The sequence below is a fragment of the Gluconobacter sp. P1C6_b genome (assembly GCF_018811945.1).
In the GTDB taxonomy this organism is placed as follows: domain Bacteria; phylum Pseudomonadota; class Alphaproteobacteria; order Acetobacterales; family Acetobacteraceae; genus Gluconobacter.
In genome coordinates this window covers 76,381-91,755 of sequence record NZ_JACRVU010000004.1, presented here as the reverse complement: position 1 = coordinate 91,755, position 15,375 = coordinate 76,381, and the positions used below count along the sequence as shown (strand labels likewise).

Annotated in this window: 13 protein-coding genes and 1 pseudogene; 4 read left to right on the top strand and 10 right to left on the bottom strand. The window is 60.4% G+C overall.

Annotation, left to right across the window (positions count from 1 at the left end; translation table 11 throughout):
- Positions 1-12: 12 nt before the first annotated feature.
- The 6 genes from fabF to KP701_RS04915 all read right to left on the bottom strand — a co-directional run bounded on the left by fabF (position 13) and on the right by KP701_RS04915 (position 5,320).
- The gene (gene fabF / locus KP701_RS04940; RefSeq protein WP_215746093.1) at positions 13-1,299 is read right to left on the bottom strand and encodes a beta-ketoacyl-ACP synthase II; all 1,287 of its coding nucleotides are present in this window, start codon (positions 1,297-1,299) and stop codon (positions 13-15) included.
- 124 nt (positions 1,300-1,423) lie between these two features.
- A complete protein-coding gene (locus KP701_RS04935) occupies positions 1,424-1,663 on the bottom strand; it encodes an acyl carrier protein (RefSeq protein WP_011253554.1) in 240 nt (79 codons plus the stop codon).
- A 220-nt stretch (positions 1,664-1,883) separates the two neighbouring features.
- Positions 1,884-2,624 carry a 3-oxoacyl-[acyl-carrier-protein] reductase gene (gene fabG, locus KP701_RS04930; RefSeq protein ID WP_215746091.1) on the bottom strand — a complete coding sequence of 247 codons (741 nt, stop codon included), beginning with the start codon at positions 2,622-2,624 and terminating at the stop codon, positions 1,884-1,886.
- Between the two features lie 12 nt (positions 2,625-2,636).
- Positions 2,637-3,581 (bottom strand): ACP S-malonyltransferase, encoded by a 945-nt coding sequence (gene fabD, locus KP701_RS04925; protein WP_215746089.1) that lies wholly within the window; start codon positions 3,579-3,581, stop codon positions 2,637-2,639.
- A 72-nt stretch (positions 3,582-3,653) separates the two neighbouring features.
- Entirely contained in the window at positions 3,654-4,400 is a 747-nt protein-coding gene (locus KP701_RS04920; protein WP_215746087.1) for a hypothetical protein, read from the bottom strand.
- A 41-nt stretch (positions 4,401-4,441) separates the two neighbouring features.
- Entirely contained in the window at positions 4,442-5,320 is an 879-nt protein-coding gene (locus tag KP701_RS04915) for a bifunctional 2-polyprenyl-6-hydroxyphenol methylase/3-demethylubiquinol 3-O-methyltransferase UbiG (protein ID WP_215746085.1), read from the bottom strand.
- 246 nt (positions 5,321-5,566) lie between these two features.
- Here KP701_RS04915 and KP701_RS04910 point away from each other — a divergent pair, with 246 nt between their 5' ends.
- Positions 5,567-6,346 (top strand): acetoin reductase, encoded by a 780-nt coding sequence (locus KP701_RS04910; protein WP_215746083.1) that lies wholly within the window; start codon positions 5,567-5,569, stop codon positions 6,344-6,346.
- 42 nt (positions 6,347-6,388) lie between these two features.
- On the opposite strand, the gene KP701_RS04905 is transcribed toward KP701_RS04910, so the two are convergent.
- From KP701_RS04905 to KP701_RS04890, 4 genes are all read right to left on the bottom strand, one after another.
- Entirely contained in the window at positions 6,389-7,114 is a 726-nt protein-coding gene (locus KP701_RS04905) for a glycine betaine ABC transporter substrate-binding protein (protein ID WP_215746081.1), read from the bottom strand.
- Between the two features lie 75 nt (positions 7,115-7,189).
- Complete coding sequence (locus KP701_RS04900; RefSeq protein ID WP_215746079.1) at positions 7,190-9,286, bottom strand: M13 family metallopeptidase; 2,097 nt, start codon at positions 9,284-9,286, stop codon at positions 7,190-7,192.
- Between the two features lie 72 nt (positions 9,287-9,358).
- Positions 9,359-10,036, bottom strand: coding sequence for a Dabb family protein (locus KP701_RS04895; protein ID WP_225197760.1), 678 nt, complete (start codon positions 10,034-10,036; stop codon positions 9,359-9,361).
- Between the two features lie 58 nt (positions 10,037-10,094).
- Positions 10,095-10,916: an acyl-ACP desaturase gene (locus KP701_RS04890; protein ID WP_215746077.1), complete on the bottom strand. Its 822-nt coding sequence runs from the start codon at positions 10,914-10,916 to the stop codon at positions 10,095-10,097.
- A gap of 103 nt (positions 10,917-11,019) precedes the next feature.
- Here KP701_RS04890 and bioB point away from each other — a divergent pair, with 103 nt between their 5' ends.
- The 3 genes and pseudogenes from bioB (at position 11,020) to KP701_RS04875 (ending at position 15,338) form a co-directional block, all read left to right on the top strand.
- On the top strand, positions 11,020-12,060 hold the full coding sequence (bioB, locus tag KP701_RS04885; RefSeq protein WP_215746076.1) for a biotin synthase BioB: 1,041 nt from the start codon (positions 11,020-11,022) through the stop codon (positions 12,058-12,060).
- A 124-nt stretch (positions 12,061-12,184) separates the two neighbouring features.
- Positions 12,185-13,486: an Hsp70 family protein gene (locus tag KP701_RS04880; protein ID WP_215746074.1), complete on the top strand. Its 1,302-nt coding sequence runs from the start codon at positions 12,185-12,187 to the stop codon at positions 13,484-13,486.
- Positions 13,487-13,761: 275 nt separating this feature from the next.
- Positions 13,762-15,338, top strand: a pseudogene (locus KP701_RS04875) (carbohydrate porin).
- Positions 15,339-15,375: the final 37 nt, after the last annotated feature.

Sequence of the window (15,375 nt, the reverse complement as noted above, 5' to 3'; positions counted from 1 at the left end):
ACGAACCCTTCCTCAGTCCTTGAAGCGCTTGAGGATGATGCTCGCATTCGTGCCGCCAAAACCGAAGCTGTTGGACAGGGCAACGTCGATCTTGCGCTGCTGGGCCACATGCGCCACGCGGTCGATGACGCTTTCACGCGCCGGATTGTCCAGGTTCAACGTGGGCGGCACGATGCCGTCACGGATGGCCTGAAGGCAGAAAATCGCTTCAACCGCACCGGCCGCACCCAGAAGATGCCCAATGGCCGACTTCGTGGACGACATGGCCAGACGCTTGGCGTCATCGCCGAAGAAGCGCTCGACCGCATCAAGCTCAAGATCATCGGCCATGGTGGAGGTGCCGTGGGCGTTGACGTAGTCGATGTCGGCCGTGGTCAGGCCACCGCTGTTGCGCAGGGCAGCCTTCATGGCGCGGAACGCACCTTCATGGCCTTCGGCCGGGGCCGTGATGTGATGGGCGTCACCGGACATGCCGTAGCCGCCAATTTCACCATAGATCTTCGCACCACGGCGCTTTGCGTGCTCGAGTTCCTCAAGCACGACCACACCGGCACCCTCACCCATGATGAAGCCGTCGCGGTCCTTGTCCCACGGGCGCGAGGCTTTCGTCGGATCATCGTTGGAGCCGGTGGAGAGCGCACGGGCCGAGCAGAACCCGGCAATACCGAGCGAGCAGATCGCGGCTTCCGCGCCACCCGCCACCATCACGTCCGCGTCGCCATACTGGATGAGGCGCGAGGCATCACCGATGGCGTGAACGCCGGTCGCGCAGGCCGTCACAACAGCATGGTTCGGTCCCTTGAACCCGTAGCGGATCGAAAGGTGACCGGAAATCAGGTTGATCAGGGCGGAGGGAATGAAGAACGGCGACAGACGGCGGGCCTTGCCGCTCGAAACCGTCAGGGAGCCGTCATAAATCGTCTGGAGACCGCCGATACCCGAGCCGATCATCACGCCAGTGGCGCAGCGACCGTCCTCGTCCTCAGGCTTCCAGCCTGAATCCTCGACAGCCTGAATGGCTGCGGCAAGGCCCAGATGGATGAAGCGGTCCATCTTCTTCTGGTCCTTGACCGGCACCCAGTCGGACAACGTGAGACCGCCTTCCGCCGTCGGGCCGTCCGGAACCTGTCCGGCGACCTGGGCAGGAAGTTCGGAGGCATCGAAATGCGTGATCCGGCCAATGCCGGACTGTCCTTCGATCAGCCGCTTCCATGTCAGTTCCGCGCCCACAGCCAGTGGGCTGACAACACCGATACCGGTTACGACGACACGCCGCCCGTTAGTTGCAGTCCCGCTCATCGATGCCTCTTGTCTCACGTTATGTCCGGGTCTTGCAGCCGGGCCTCAGGAAAAGACCCGGCTGGTCTTCCGCCTCGTATGACGAGACGGGAATCCGGAGCCGGAAAACCGGCTCCAGTCAGCCTCAGGCTGCCTTCTGCTTCTCGATGTAGTCGATGGCATCCTTGACGGTTGCGATCTTCTCAGCTGCATCTTCCGGGATCTCGACGGAGAAGGCTTCTTCGAAAGCCATGACCAGCTCGACCGTGTCGAGGCTGTCAGCGCCCAGATCGTCGATGAACGACGCGTCCGGCGTTACCTTGCTTTCGTCCACACCGAGGTGCTCGACAACGATCTTCTTTACCTTGTCAGCAATATCGCTCATCTGTTCGTTCCTTATGCCCATCCGGGGTCTTTGCCCGTCCGGTGCGTTACATCAAAACTCGTACTGCCATCTGCCAGTCCGGAAGCCCGGAGGTTCCTCCAGCGCAGGACCGCCCCCTTCGCAGGGGAGGCGTTGCCGCCGGAAGAACCGGACATCAGCCTTCAGCAGGCCGGGCAAAGCAGCGCGCGATTAGCATGCTTTAACCAAAAAGGCCAAGCATTCAGACCATCGCCATGCCACCATTGACGTGCAGGGTCGTACCCGTGACCCATGCTGCCTCATCGGAAGCCAGATATACTACTGCGGACGCCACGTCACCAGTATTCCCCATCCGACCGAGCGGAATGGAGCCAACCAGCTTCTCGCGCACGGTTTCCGGCAGCACATCCGTCATCGGCGTTTCGATGAAACCGGGCGCCACGACGTTGACCGTGACGCCACGCGGACCGGCTTCCTGCGCGAGCGACTTGCTCATGCCCACGATGCCGGCCTTGGCAGCGGCATAGTTGGCCTGACCGGCATTGCCCGTCGTTCCCACCACGGACGCAATGGAAATGATCCGCCCCGCCCGACGGCGCAGCATGCCCTTGAGCGCAGCGCGGGCCAGACGGAACGGGCTTTCCAGATCCACGGTCAGCACCTGCGACCAGTCGCTGTCCTTCATGCGGATAGCGAGCGTATCACGCGTCAGACCCGCATTGTTGACCAGAATGTCCAGCGGCGCACCAGCAACGGCCTCGGCCTTGGCAACGAGGCCATCAGCCTCGGCCGGGTCGGACAGGTTGGCGACGGCGATATGGGCGCGCTCGCCCAGGCTGTCAGCCAGTTCCTGAAGAGCGGCTTCGCGCGTACCGCTGAGCACGACCATCGCACCCTGCGCATGAAGCTGACGGGCAATCGCAGCGCCAATGCCGCCGGATGCACCCGTGACGAGAGCAGTCTTGCCGGAAAGAGAGAACATGATCGGTTGTCCTTACAGGGTCTTGAGCAGGGCTTCGATTTCAGCGGGCGTCCCGGCATTGCTGGTCGCCAGTTCCGGAGCAATGCGACGCGCCAGACCACACAGGACCTTGCCTGCGCCAAGCTCGTGCATGTTCGTCACACCCATGGCCACCATCGTCTGCACACTTTCGCGCCAGCGTACGGTGCCCGTCACCTGTTTGACCAGCAGATCGCGGATCACGGCAGGGTCAGTGACCTTGGCGGCCGTGACATTGGCGATAACAGGAACGGACGGTGCATTGAGGGTCGCAGTCGCCAGCGCCTCTTCCATTTCACGGGCCGCCGGAGCCATCAGCGACGAATGGAACGGCGCGGAGACCGGGAGTTTCACGGCACGCTTGATGCCATGCTCCTTGGCGACGACGATGGCACGGTCAATGGCGCTCATCACACCGGAGACCACGATCTGGCCACCACCATTGTCGTTGGCGATTTCCAGCGTCTCACCCTGGGAGGCTTCATCGCAGATCGAACGGGCCTGTGCGGCATCAACGCCCAGAAGAGCGGCCATGCCGCCCTCTCCTGCCGGAACCGCACGCTGCATGGCCTGTCCCCGCAGGCGCAGCAGACGCGCACCTTCGGCAATGCCCAGCGTGCCCGCAGCAGCCAGAGCGGAATACTCACCCAGCGAATGACCGGCCACCAGAGCCGCCTTGTCCGCCAGTTTGAAGCCACCTTCGCTTTCCAGAGCGCGCACAGCGGCAAGCGAGACTGCGAACAGCGCCGGCTGGGCGTTTTCGGTCCGCGTCAGTTCATCCGCATCGCCGGAGAACATCAGGCGTGAGAGATGATCGCCGAGGGCCTCGTCCACTTCCTGAAAAACGGCGCGGGAGGATGCAAAAACCTCATTCAGGGCCTGACCCATCCCGACGGACTGGCTCCCCTGTCCCGGAAAGACGAACGCGTGAACCGACATGGATCCCCCTGTTGGCAGTGAATTTAAGGTTCCGCGTGATGCGTCCTTGCGGGCCATCTGTCAAATCCCGCGTCATTTTTTACGTTTGAGCGTAAAGAACTCGTTCGTCGGCACCTTCACGCGGATCATGGAAAATGGCCGGTCGGAGCGGAATACCGTGCCGTCCTGATAGTCCTGCGGCCGGAGAATGAAAGTGTAGGGCACGGCTCCCTGATTATCGACCAGAAGCCGCGCCGTCCCGTTCTCCACCGCTTCAAAACGCGCCCCCGGAGCGACGTCGACCTTCAGGCGATGGGCGTCCGGAGCCAGAAAGGCGAGGATCACACCAAAGAAGTCCCGGATGGAAGCATTGATTTCGCCAAGCCAGCCTTCAGCCTGCGCCTTCGTGAAAGACGGTGTCGACAGGGGGGCAACCTCGATCGCCAGTTCAAGCTGGACTTTCCGGCCCGGCGGCAGGGTTAGCAGAACGGGCGGATTTTCGGCCAGAAGCGCATCGGAGCGGGGAAAATGCATGTCCCGGTCCTGCCCTGCGAAGAGCGGAATATCACCGCCTTTGGTATGGAGCACGACATGCGCTTCGGACGGCACGGCATGATCGGGCAGGATGTCACCCAGAAAATGCAGCGACAGATCCTTTCGTGCACGTTCGGGCAGGCGATCGAACCGATCATAGACCCAGTGGATACCCTTGTAGCTGCCGACACGCATCGCATGCTGCCCGGTGACAGTCACGGTCTCTGTCGTCTGGGCAGGTGCAGCGGAGAAAGACATGAGCACAAGAGCTGCGAACAGGGCTCCACCGATGTTGGCTTTTCTCAAACCTTTCTCCTCACGTCCCGCCGCTTCATGACAAATAATGACTACCCGATCTTCTGCATCACGATCAGGACCTGTGGCAACCGCACGGGGTTGTCCATGTATTCGATCAAACGGAACAGACTGCCCCAGGCCTTGATGATGTAATTGCGCGGAATGATCGCCTCGCCATAATGCGACTGGGGCTGCGGCGGTTTCGAGGACGCCGCATGGAGGAAGCGCCCGGCTTCGAATTCCGCATTGGCGCGGGCCTCGTCGATGAAGCTGTCCGCGCAGACTTCATGCCAGGGGTGTTCAAGCCGGATGCCCGACGCCCGCTTGAGCCTCTGCTCGGCGCAGAAGGCGATGAACCTGCGGCTCTGCGTCGTCATGACCAGCATACCCCCCGGCTTGAGCAGACGATGGAACTCCCGAACCCAGTGTCCAGCCAGAAATTCGTCCAGATGCGAAAACACGGACCATGACGTGATCAGGTCAAAGCTTTCGGACGTCAGGAGCATCGGCGGAACCAGACCGCTTCCCAGGAAATTGAGCGCAGGATTGGCCCGCCGCGCCGCCATGAGGAAACGGTCCGTGGTTTCCGCACCGTACAGATTGGCCGGCCGGATATCCTTCATGAACAGCCGCGCGATGCGTCCCCAGCCACAGCCAAAATCCAGCAGCGTCGTCTCGGGGCGAACCGGCCGCCCGGCATAGGCGCAGTACGCCTTGATTTCCCGAAAAAAGACGTGCGCCTCATGGATGGAAATTTCCCCATGATGCCCATGAATTTCCCGCTGAAGATCATCCGGCGGAAATGAGGGCATCGTCACGCCCTGGATTTCGGGGATATGGACGGACGACACCAGAACCTGAAGCCATTCCTCGTCGCTGATGCCACCAAAGGTCTCAAAAACGGCGCCAATGCTGTCCGGGTGGTTCATCAAGTCCTGCCGAGGCTTCTTCGTAACGTTTATTTAACGCATCCTCGCAGGCACGGACACAGATGACCAGAGCAGGTTTATGAAAATTATCCTTACCCAGGACAGCCCCCGTCCCCTTTGACACAATCCTGTGTCAGGCCTGCCGAGCAGGCGATTTTTTGTGGAATACGGAAAGCAAAGAGCCGATGGTTCCCGCCGTCATGGCAGTCAGATGCCGATGACGGACAATCGAAGGATCTTTTTTCAATGTCCCTTTCTGGAAAAATCGCCGCCGTCACGGGTGCAGCCCAGGGTATCGGCAAGGCCATTGCACTTCGTCTGGCCAAGGACGGCGCGGATGTCATCCTGCTCGACGTCAAGCAGGACACGCTTGCCGAAACCGCAAAGGAAGTTGAAGCCCTCGGCCGGCGCGCTGTGGCCCTGACGGCCGATATCAGCAACCGCGACCAGTTCCGCAGCACACTGGCCGATGCCGCAAAAACGCTCGGCGGCCTGGACATCATGGTCAACAATGCGGGAATCTGTCAGGTCAAACCGGTTCTGGACATTGAGCCTGCGGAAATCGAGAAGATCTTCAGCATTAACGTTCAGGGCGTGCTCTGGGGCATGCAGGCCGCTGCCGGGATTTTCAAGGAGAAGGGCACCAAGGGCAAGATCATCAATGCCTGCTCGATCGCCGGGCATGAAGGCTATCCCCTTCTGGGCGCCTATTCTGCAACCAAGTTTGCTGTCCGAGCCCTGACGCAGTCGGCCGCCAAGGAACTCGCGTCCTCGGGTATTACCGTCAATTCCTATTGTCCCGGCATTGTCGGAACCGACATGTGGGTCACGATCGACAAGCGCATGGCCGAAATCACCGGCACGGAAATCGGCGCGACCTACAAGAAATATGTCGAAGGAATCGCTCTTGGCCGCGTGGAGACGGCGGACGATGTGGCGGGCTTCGTCGCCTATCTGTCCAGCAGCGACGCCGATTACATGACGGGTCAGTCCGTCCTGATCGACGGTGGTCTCGTTTTCCGCTGAGATCATAAAAAAGGGGGCCGGTTTCCCGCGCCCCCTTTTTTATCAGCGACCGATCAGACGGCCGCGCTGCCAGGCTTCGGCAGCCCCTTCCGGGTCCTGCCCTTCAACGGAAATGACATAATCCAGGGCGCTCATGACCCTGTTGCCGAGCATCATCTCCGAAAGCTCGTCGAGCAGATCGCTGTCCGCCTGACGGGCCACGTCTTCACGCATGATCATCCGGGCCGACATTTCCCCGCCCAGCAGATGGGCCGGATCCTCGATCACGGTCAGCAGATCCGTATGGAAGACCGCATGAGGCTGTGTCGCCACGACCAGCGGCTTCTCCCCGGCATCGCGGGCCTTTTCCAGACGCTCGATCAGCGCCCCTTCCCCGATGCTTTCGATCGGCAGTACCGAGAGGGCCGGAAGCTGCTTGAGGGCGTCTTCCAGCGCCTGACGGCTGTCATCGCTGACGATGATGCGGTCCACATCCGCGGATGTCAGCGTCCCGACGGCAGCCAGCGGCGAGAGGGCCGCAAAACTGACGACAGGCTGGTACAGATCGCCCAGAACCCGACGCCCCGGACCGGCAAACTTTTCGTCCCGCGGAAACCATGCGGAGACGAGAAGATCGACTTCCGCCCCTTCGAGAGCGTCCTCGATGTCATCGGGGTCCAGATCGACATATTCGACCTCGACCTCATAAGCCTCAAGAACGCGCGCGACCGCGCTGGCACAGCCCGCATGCAACGAGGTGTACAGATGGCCGATCGTCATTTGCGTCATGAGAATGGGTCCGCCAGGTAGAAAAAGTGAAACGTGAGACCGTGATTAGGCCCCACGTTCCGATTTGTCACGACCTTACCAGATCTTTACGCGCTGATCCGGTGCCAGATAGAGCTTCTGGCCGGGCTTCACGTCGAACGCATCATACCAGGCATCGATGTTGTGAGCCGGAATGTTGACGCGCGTGATGGCCGGGGCGTGCTCGTTCGACAGCATCTGCTGACGCAGCGCATCCGGACGGTCCTTCTCACGCCAGACCTGGGCCCAGCCGAGGAACACGCGCTGATCACCCGTCAGACCGTGCACGACGGGCGCGGGCTTGCCGTGCAGCGAGTCATGATAGGCCTGCAGGCCGAGGTTCAGCCCGCCGGAATCCGCGATATTCTCGCCCATGGTCATCTTGCCGTTCACATGCGCGCCCGGAAGGACTTCCTGTGCGTCGTACTGCGCACCCAGACGATCGGCCAGCTTCTGGAAGGCATCCGTAGAGGCCTTGGTCCACCAGTCGCTCAGGCGACCATGCTCGTCGTAATGACGCCCCTGATCGTCGAAACCATGGCTCATTTCGTGACCGATCACACCACCGATGGCACCGTAATTGACGGCAACGTCGCCCTTCGGATCGAAGAACGGCGGCTGAAGGATCGCGGCCGGAAACACGATCTCATTCATCGTCGGATCGTTGTAGGCGTTCACCGTCTGCGGCGTCATACCCCATTCGTCACGGTCAACCGGTTTGTCGAGCTTGTCCAGATCGTGCTGCCAGTTGAACGCTACGCCACGCACGGCATTGCCGTAGACATCGCCCTTGCGGATCTCGAGCTTGCTGTAGTCCCACCATTTCTTCGGATAACCGACCTGAATGGCGAAATGGTCAAGCTTGTTCAGCGCGGCCTTGCGCGTCGGCTCATCCATCCAGCTGTTGTGCTCGAGGCGCTCGTGGAAGGAGGCCTTTACTTTCTGCACCAGATCCGTGATCTGCGCCTGTGCGGAAGGCGGGAAGTAGCGCGCGACATATTCATGGCCCAGAGCCCAGCCCAGAGCACCGTTTGTCACGCGCACGGCGCGCTTCCAGCGCGGAGACTGCTGCGCCACGCCCGACAGCGTATGGCTGTTGAACTCGAACGACGCATCATAGAACGTGCTGGACAGATAGGCAGCAGCATTGTCGCCGAGGTGGAAGGCGAGCCAGGCACGCAGCGTTCCGATATCCGCATTCTTCAACACCGTGGCCATGGCCTTGATCCCGGCCGGCTCACGCACGTCGATCTTGCGGTTTTCCAGCCCTTCGGCCGGCAGACCGGCACTGATCAGGAACGTGGCCCAGTCGAAGTCCGGAGCAAGCTTCTGAAGCTCGGAAACCGGCATCGGATTGTAGGTCTTGATCGGATCACGGGTCTGGTCACGCGGGACTTCGACCTTGGCCAGTGCCGTTTCGAGATCGACGACAGCCTGAGCGTTCTTCTCGGCGTCCGACCAGCCCTCAAGCGTCAGCATCCTGGCGATATAGGCCTGATAGGCCTTCTTCTTGTCCGCCAGCTTGGGGTTTGTGTAGTAGCTCGTATCGGGCAGGCCGAGACCGCCACCGACACCGATGCTCATGCCCTGATCAAGCATCAGCATGTAATGCTCGGGGTCCTTCTGGTCCTGCTCCACACCGATCTGGAATGTCGTGAAAGCCATGGATTTGAGCGAGGAACCGAATCCCGCGGCCAGACCCTTGCCGTCATTGACGTTGCGGATCTTTTCCAGATCGGCAGCGAGCGGCTTGGCACCCAGGCGATCCACGGCCTTCTGGTCCAGGAAGCTGGCATAATAGGTGCCGATCTTGCCCATGTCATCCGTCGGCTGGTCAACGGACTTCTTTGAGGCTTCGTCAAGAATGGTCTTCTGACGCGACAGGGACAGCTCGTAGAGAATACGGAACGGGCCGTAGCTGCTCATGTCGCCGGGGATCTTGAGGTTCTTGAGATAGGTGCCGTTGGCATACTCGAAGAAATTGTCGCCCGGCTGGACAGCGCGGTTCATTCCGGCTTCGTCAAAGCCCCAGCCCGCATTGTATCCTGCAGCCTGCGCGCCAGAGACCATCAGTCCTGCTGCCAGGGCAAACAGGCTGGCTCCGTGTTTCAGAGCGTGTCGTGACGTAAGGAATCGTTTCACATTAAACCTCATTCCAGAGTGGTGCCCCCTAGAATGAGGTATAAAATATCATTTCGTCAAAAGGACGGAACGTAAACCGCGAGATCAGCGGTTATGCGTGGCTTTCTTCGCCTTTGCGCCCGTCCCGGCAGGAGTGACTTCAGCCGCAACCGTGTAGTCGAACACGACAACCTTCTCGAGATAGGGGGCTGCAAATTCCTTGAAGGCTTCATGGGCCGGGTCAAAGAATGCAGGATCCGTTACAACAGGTTTACCGACATAGTAGTTGCGGTCGCCTTCCGAGCGGAACGTCACGAGGAACGCCTGCTGCAGGCCGGCGTCCGCCCCTTCCCCGCTGCTCTGAAAGCCGGTTTCGATGCTGGCGACGACCTGCTTTCCGTCCATACGGCGGCTGTCCTGCACCAGATGCAGGAAACGGCCCGAGACTTCGGCACGCTGGGCGGTCGTTGAGTCCTTGGTGTAGCGGAACATCACCATGTGCCGGACCGGACCGACATGCCAGTCCGGCGCCGTGAACTGTGCGTAGCCGACCTGCTTGGCAAGCTGCTGGGCGGACAGGGTGGCGGGGCTGAGCATGTCGGTCTTGACCGGTCCGGATGAGGCGATTGGAAGCGAATACGGATCCGCTTTTGCGGCCGGAAACTGATACAGTCCGACGGTACAGAGCGCCAGAGTGGCCCCATAGACGGCACGACGGGAGAAAAGGGCGGAAACGGTCATCTCGATCTCCGGACGCAGGGTGGGAAAACTGCTGCCTTTCATGGCACAACCGCCCTGTTTCGTCTTCTTTTTTCAGTATCCCAATGTTTCGTGTCCGGACTCAGGCCTCCACGGCCTTCTGGAAGACCTTCCGGCGCCACTGCATCAGACGATAGACCAGGTTCGCGGCCAGCTTCTGCCAGCGCGAATGCGGCGTGAAACCGATGGTCTTGAAGATCATCGCCGTCACCCGGTCGATATGCTTGGGCTGGTAGAACCCCATGGCCTTGGACATGTAGGCCGCGATGCAGCGCTGGTGATCGTAAGCCATGCCCGGCGGCTCGTTGGTGGTATGGTAGGCGGATGCCAGCTCGTCGTCCTCGCTCTCGGTCACGCGGCCCAGAGCAATGCGGGTCCGGGCCCAGACGCCGAGCTTCTCGCGCTTCAGGTAGCGGTGCATGTGATCGTAGAACAGCTTGAAATGCCGGTATTCGTCGGCTGCGATCTGCTTGCAGATGGCCTTGAGCAGCGGTTCGTCCGTCGCATCGGCCAGCGCCGTGTAGAACGACGACGTGCCCGTCTCGACCATACAGCGCGCAATCAGCTCACCCGTACGGGAGCCACGGATAGACGCATCCACATCCGCGTCTATCTTGTAGGACGCACGATAGCGGTCGAACGCCTTTTCATAATCCCAGGACGGATCAGCCAGCATGGCCCAGCGGCCGAGCGCGTCCCCGTGCTGCACTTCCTCGACGGCCCAGTTCTCGGCGGCCTTGCTGAAATCCGGATCGCCCACGAAGACGCGACGGAGATACTGGGCGTAATCGAGACCGTTCTTTTCCACCACGGAAGCTGCCTTCACGAGGGGGATGATCTCGGGATCGACGCGGGATGGATCAAAGGAGTTCCAGTCCATCTGATCGATATGCCAGTGTTTCATTCTGCGACCTCGTCCGTTTTCCGGCTCATCAAGAGTGACGATGAGATGACACGATGGGACAATTTTGGGTAGGTGTGATGCAGCAACCCTTGGAGATTGATCCGTGACGGCCACCACCACGACCAAGCCAGACGTCCGCCACGACTGGACCCGCGACGAAGTCGAAGCCCTTATCAGCCTGCCTTTTCCGGAGCTGATGTACCGCGCACAAACCCTGCACCGCCGGTACTTTGACCCCACAAAAGTGCAGATTTCCACGCTTCTTTCGATCAAGACGGGGGGCTGCCCGGAAGACTGCGCCTATTGTCCGCAGAGCGCGCTGCACGAAAAAAGCGTCAAGGCCGAGCGCCTGATGGCCGTGGAGTCCGTCATGAAGGAAGCACGCGCTGCCAAGAAGGCGGGTGCGGGCCGATTCTGCATGGGAGCCGCCTGGCGCACGCCGAAGGATCATGACCTCGACACCGTCTGCGAGATGATCGAGGGCGTGAAGTCCCTGGGGCTGGAAACCTGCGTGACACTCGGGATGCTCGACACCCAGCAGACCGAGCGCCTGAAGAATGCGGGGCTGGACTACTATAACCACAACCTCGACACGTCCGAGGAGTTCTACGGCTCCATCATTTCCACCCGCACCTACCAGCAGCGCCTCGATACGCTCTCGAACGTGCGCGACGCGGGCATCAATGTCTGCTGCGGCGGAATCGTGGGCATGGGCGAGGACCTGTCCGACCGTGCGGGCCTGCTCATGACGCTCGCCAACCTGCCCAAGCACCCCGAGAGCGTTCCGATCAACCTGCTCGTCCGGGTCGAAGGCACCCCGCTGGGTGAGGCCGAAGCCGTCGATCCAATCACCTTCGTCCGCATTATCGCCACGGCCCGCATCATGATGCCGGAGAGCCATGTCCGCCTCGCCGCAGGCCGCGAAAACATGACGGACGAAGCGCATGCCCTGTGCTTCCTAGCGGGTGCGAACTCGATCTTCTGTGGCGAGAAGCTTCTGACCACGCCGAACCCGGCCGAACACCGGGACCGGCAGCTCCTCTCCGCGCTTGGCATGTCGCCCATGGTGCAGTCCGAAGCCGAGATGGGCACGCTTCGCCCAGCCGTGACGGAAGAGACGGTCTGCGAGATGGCCGTCTCCTGATCCTCGGTCCACGCGTGATAAGGGGAAGCGTTCGAAAGGGCGCTTCCCCTTTTTTATGCTTGGCCTTTGCCCCCTTCTTCCCTAAACCCACGCCCTTTGCCCAAACCGGAAGAAAGCAGAACCAATGACGACGCCCGGACACAAGCAGACCAAAATCCGCGTCGGAATTGACTTCGGCACCACCAACAGCGTGGTCGTGATCGCCGATGAAAACGGCAACACGCACCCTGCCCGCTTCGTCTTCACGGATCATGCGACCAGCGAAACCTGCCGCACGCTGCTCTGCCTGTGGATGGATCAGGACGGACGACGCCGCGTCATGAAGGATGCGATTGGGCTGGACGCTATCGAGGCGTATCTTGACGATCCGGCCGAGAGCCGCCTCATCATGTCGATGAAGACCTATCTCGCGCAGGGGTCTTTCCGTGAGACGCGGGTTTTCAGCAGCGTCATGACGCTTGAAGCCCTGATTGCGCGCTTTCTGACGTCGCTGATGGACAAGGCCGGGCTGAACCCGGGCGATGTGAGTGCTACGATCGGCCGTCCCGTACGCTTTGCGGGCGAACTGGCCGATGATTCGCTCGGTGTGGCCCGTCTGCGCGCGAGCTTTCTGGAAGCAGGCTTTCCCGAACCCAATATCGTTCTCGAACCGGAGGGCGCAGGCTGGCGCTTCATGCAGCGCCTCGACAGGCCCGCCACGGTTCTCGTCGGCGATTTCGGCGGCGGTACCAGCGATTTCTCGGTCATGCGCTTCGATCCGCAGGGCAGCCCCCGCGTCACCACACTCGGACATTCAGGTGTCGGCATTGCAGGTGACCAGTTCGACTACCGCATCATCAGCCATGCTGTCGCGCCGGCACTGGGGCGTGATGCGACCTATCGCGTCATGGGCGGCCAGCCCCTGCCCGTCCCGGCCGAATGGTTCGCAAGCCTCGCCCGCTGGCATCGCCTGTCGCTGATGCGCACGCCCCAGACCCTGCGGGACATCGCGGACGTCGCCAAAACATCATCCGAACCGGAAAAGCTCCGCAGTCTGCTGCGCCTGATCGAGGATCAGGAAGGCCAGAACCTCTATCGCGCGGTCGGACAGGCCAAGAGCGACCTGTCGCGTCAGGACAGCACCGTCCTGCGCTTCATTCACCGTGACCTGAAGATCGAAGAGACCATCACCCGCGCGGATTTCGAAAACTGGATCGCGCCTGATCTGGCGCGACTGGACGACGCCATCGAAGACGCCATGGTTCAGGCCAGGCTTGGGCCGGACGATATCGACCGGGTCTTCCTGACCGGGGGCACATCCTTCGTGCCCGCTGTCCGCGATCTGTTCGACCGTCGTTTCGGCGCGGAGCGTGTGGACGGCGGATCGGAATTCGTCTCGGTCGCCGAAGGCCTGGCCCTGATCGAGCGCGACCGCCATCAGGCCTGAACAGGTCCTGATCCAGTCAAATTCCCCCTGAAGCCGTACCAGCCCGGTCTTCGGAAAATCTGCGTCAGCCATCCTGCAAATTACGGAATGGCGACGCAAATCCACGACAATAAATTATACTTTTTTATTTAGTGAAGAAAATTCCGGATTATGTGATTGGGAATTTTCTTCATTAAGGACTTTACCTTTCCATGAAACGCCACAAACGCACCATACACGTTCATTGGTCATTCTATATTCGTGCAATATAATTAAAATAATACGTCATATTTACCATGATCTCAGGAAAGAATACCAAGATGTCTTGTAAGTATTTTTTAAAAATATTCCTGCAGATTAATATTCTTTCGGCTGTTGGCACTTTTCCACTCACCGTTCATGCTCAGGCCGCAGTCGCTCCACAGAGCGTTCCCCCTCCGACGCCTCGCCAGTTGCCCTCCACGGGCTCGGCAATCGCCCTGCCACCCGTCCCCAAAACCCCGGCTCACCCTCCGCATCCGCCCGCGCCATCCGCCGACCATCTGGGCGCGATTTTCGATACGGAGAGTATTTCGTCGCTGCTCAATCGCAATGATGACGCCCTGCGACGCAGCGATCTCACCGCCGGTTATTACGTACCGGCGGAAGCCTTCGGTCATATTGCGCCCCAGCTCTCGCCTTACCGGAACTGGCTGGCAGAGCGCGGCTTCAGCTTCGAGTTCTCCTACAAGGGAGAAGCCATGGCGAATGTCGGGGGCGGTATCAGCAAGGGCATGTCCTACGCCCATGAACTGACCTTCAATACGCGATGGGATCTGGGCAAGCTGCTCGGACTGGATGGCTGGATCCTGCATGCCGTGATGATGGAGCGTGCAGGCCGCGAAGTGTCCTACGACCATGTCGGGGAACATCATGTCCTGCTGAGTGAGGTCTACAGCCTCTCGGGCCATGCGGCGGCCCATCTGGCGGACATCTATCTCGAAAAATCGTTTTTCAACAACCGTCTCAACATCAATATCGGCCGCATCACGCTCACGCATACCTATGCGACGTCCGTGCTGCTCTGCACGTTCATGGTTCAGTGCTCCGCACCACCCGCCATCAAGGCCGACGAGGGCTGGAGCGTCTATCCGAAAGCCAACTGGGGCGGCACGCTGCGTTTCAAACCCACACGGGACCTGACCCTGCGAACCGGCGTCTACAGGGTCGGCGCGCTGACGGAAAATCCCAGCGGCTGGGCCTGGGGCAGTGAACACTCAACCGGTGTCATGCTTCCGATCGACTGACCTGGGAGCCCTTTATCGGTCCAGATAACCTTCCAGGCCATTACAAGCTCGGCTTCGCGCATGACACATCGCCTTATGCCGATCGCCTCGGGACCATTCCGGCGATGTTCGCGAAGGAGGTCTTCCATGACGCCACCAAACCGCGCGATACGTTCTATATCGAAGCGGACCAGATGGTGTATCGCAAGGGCGGCCAGCACCAGATGGCGGGCGGATACATCCTCGCCGGCTATGTACACAACACGCCCAGCGTTTCGACATTCTCGGATCAGGTCTATGTCGGCGCATCGCTGCTTGGCATTATCCCCCGTCGGCCATTCGACCGGTTCGGCGTGATGTATTCCTATTATCAGATGAGCCCGGCCATCACGGTCGGTCAGCGCCTGAGACAGCTGGCGGGCATGTCCATGGGGGCTTTCGTCAACGGCCCGCAGACCCATTCCGCCATTCTGGAAGCCTATTACGGCGTCCCCATCCGGCCGGGTCTCGTGCTGCAGCCCGAGTTTGAGTACATGATGCGTCCCGGCCAGACCTCGGTTATTCCGAATGCGACACTGGTGGGCCTCAAGGTTCTCGGGAACCTGTAATATTAAGTCATGGATAACAAATACGTTACTTTAGTTT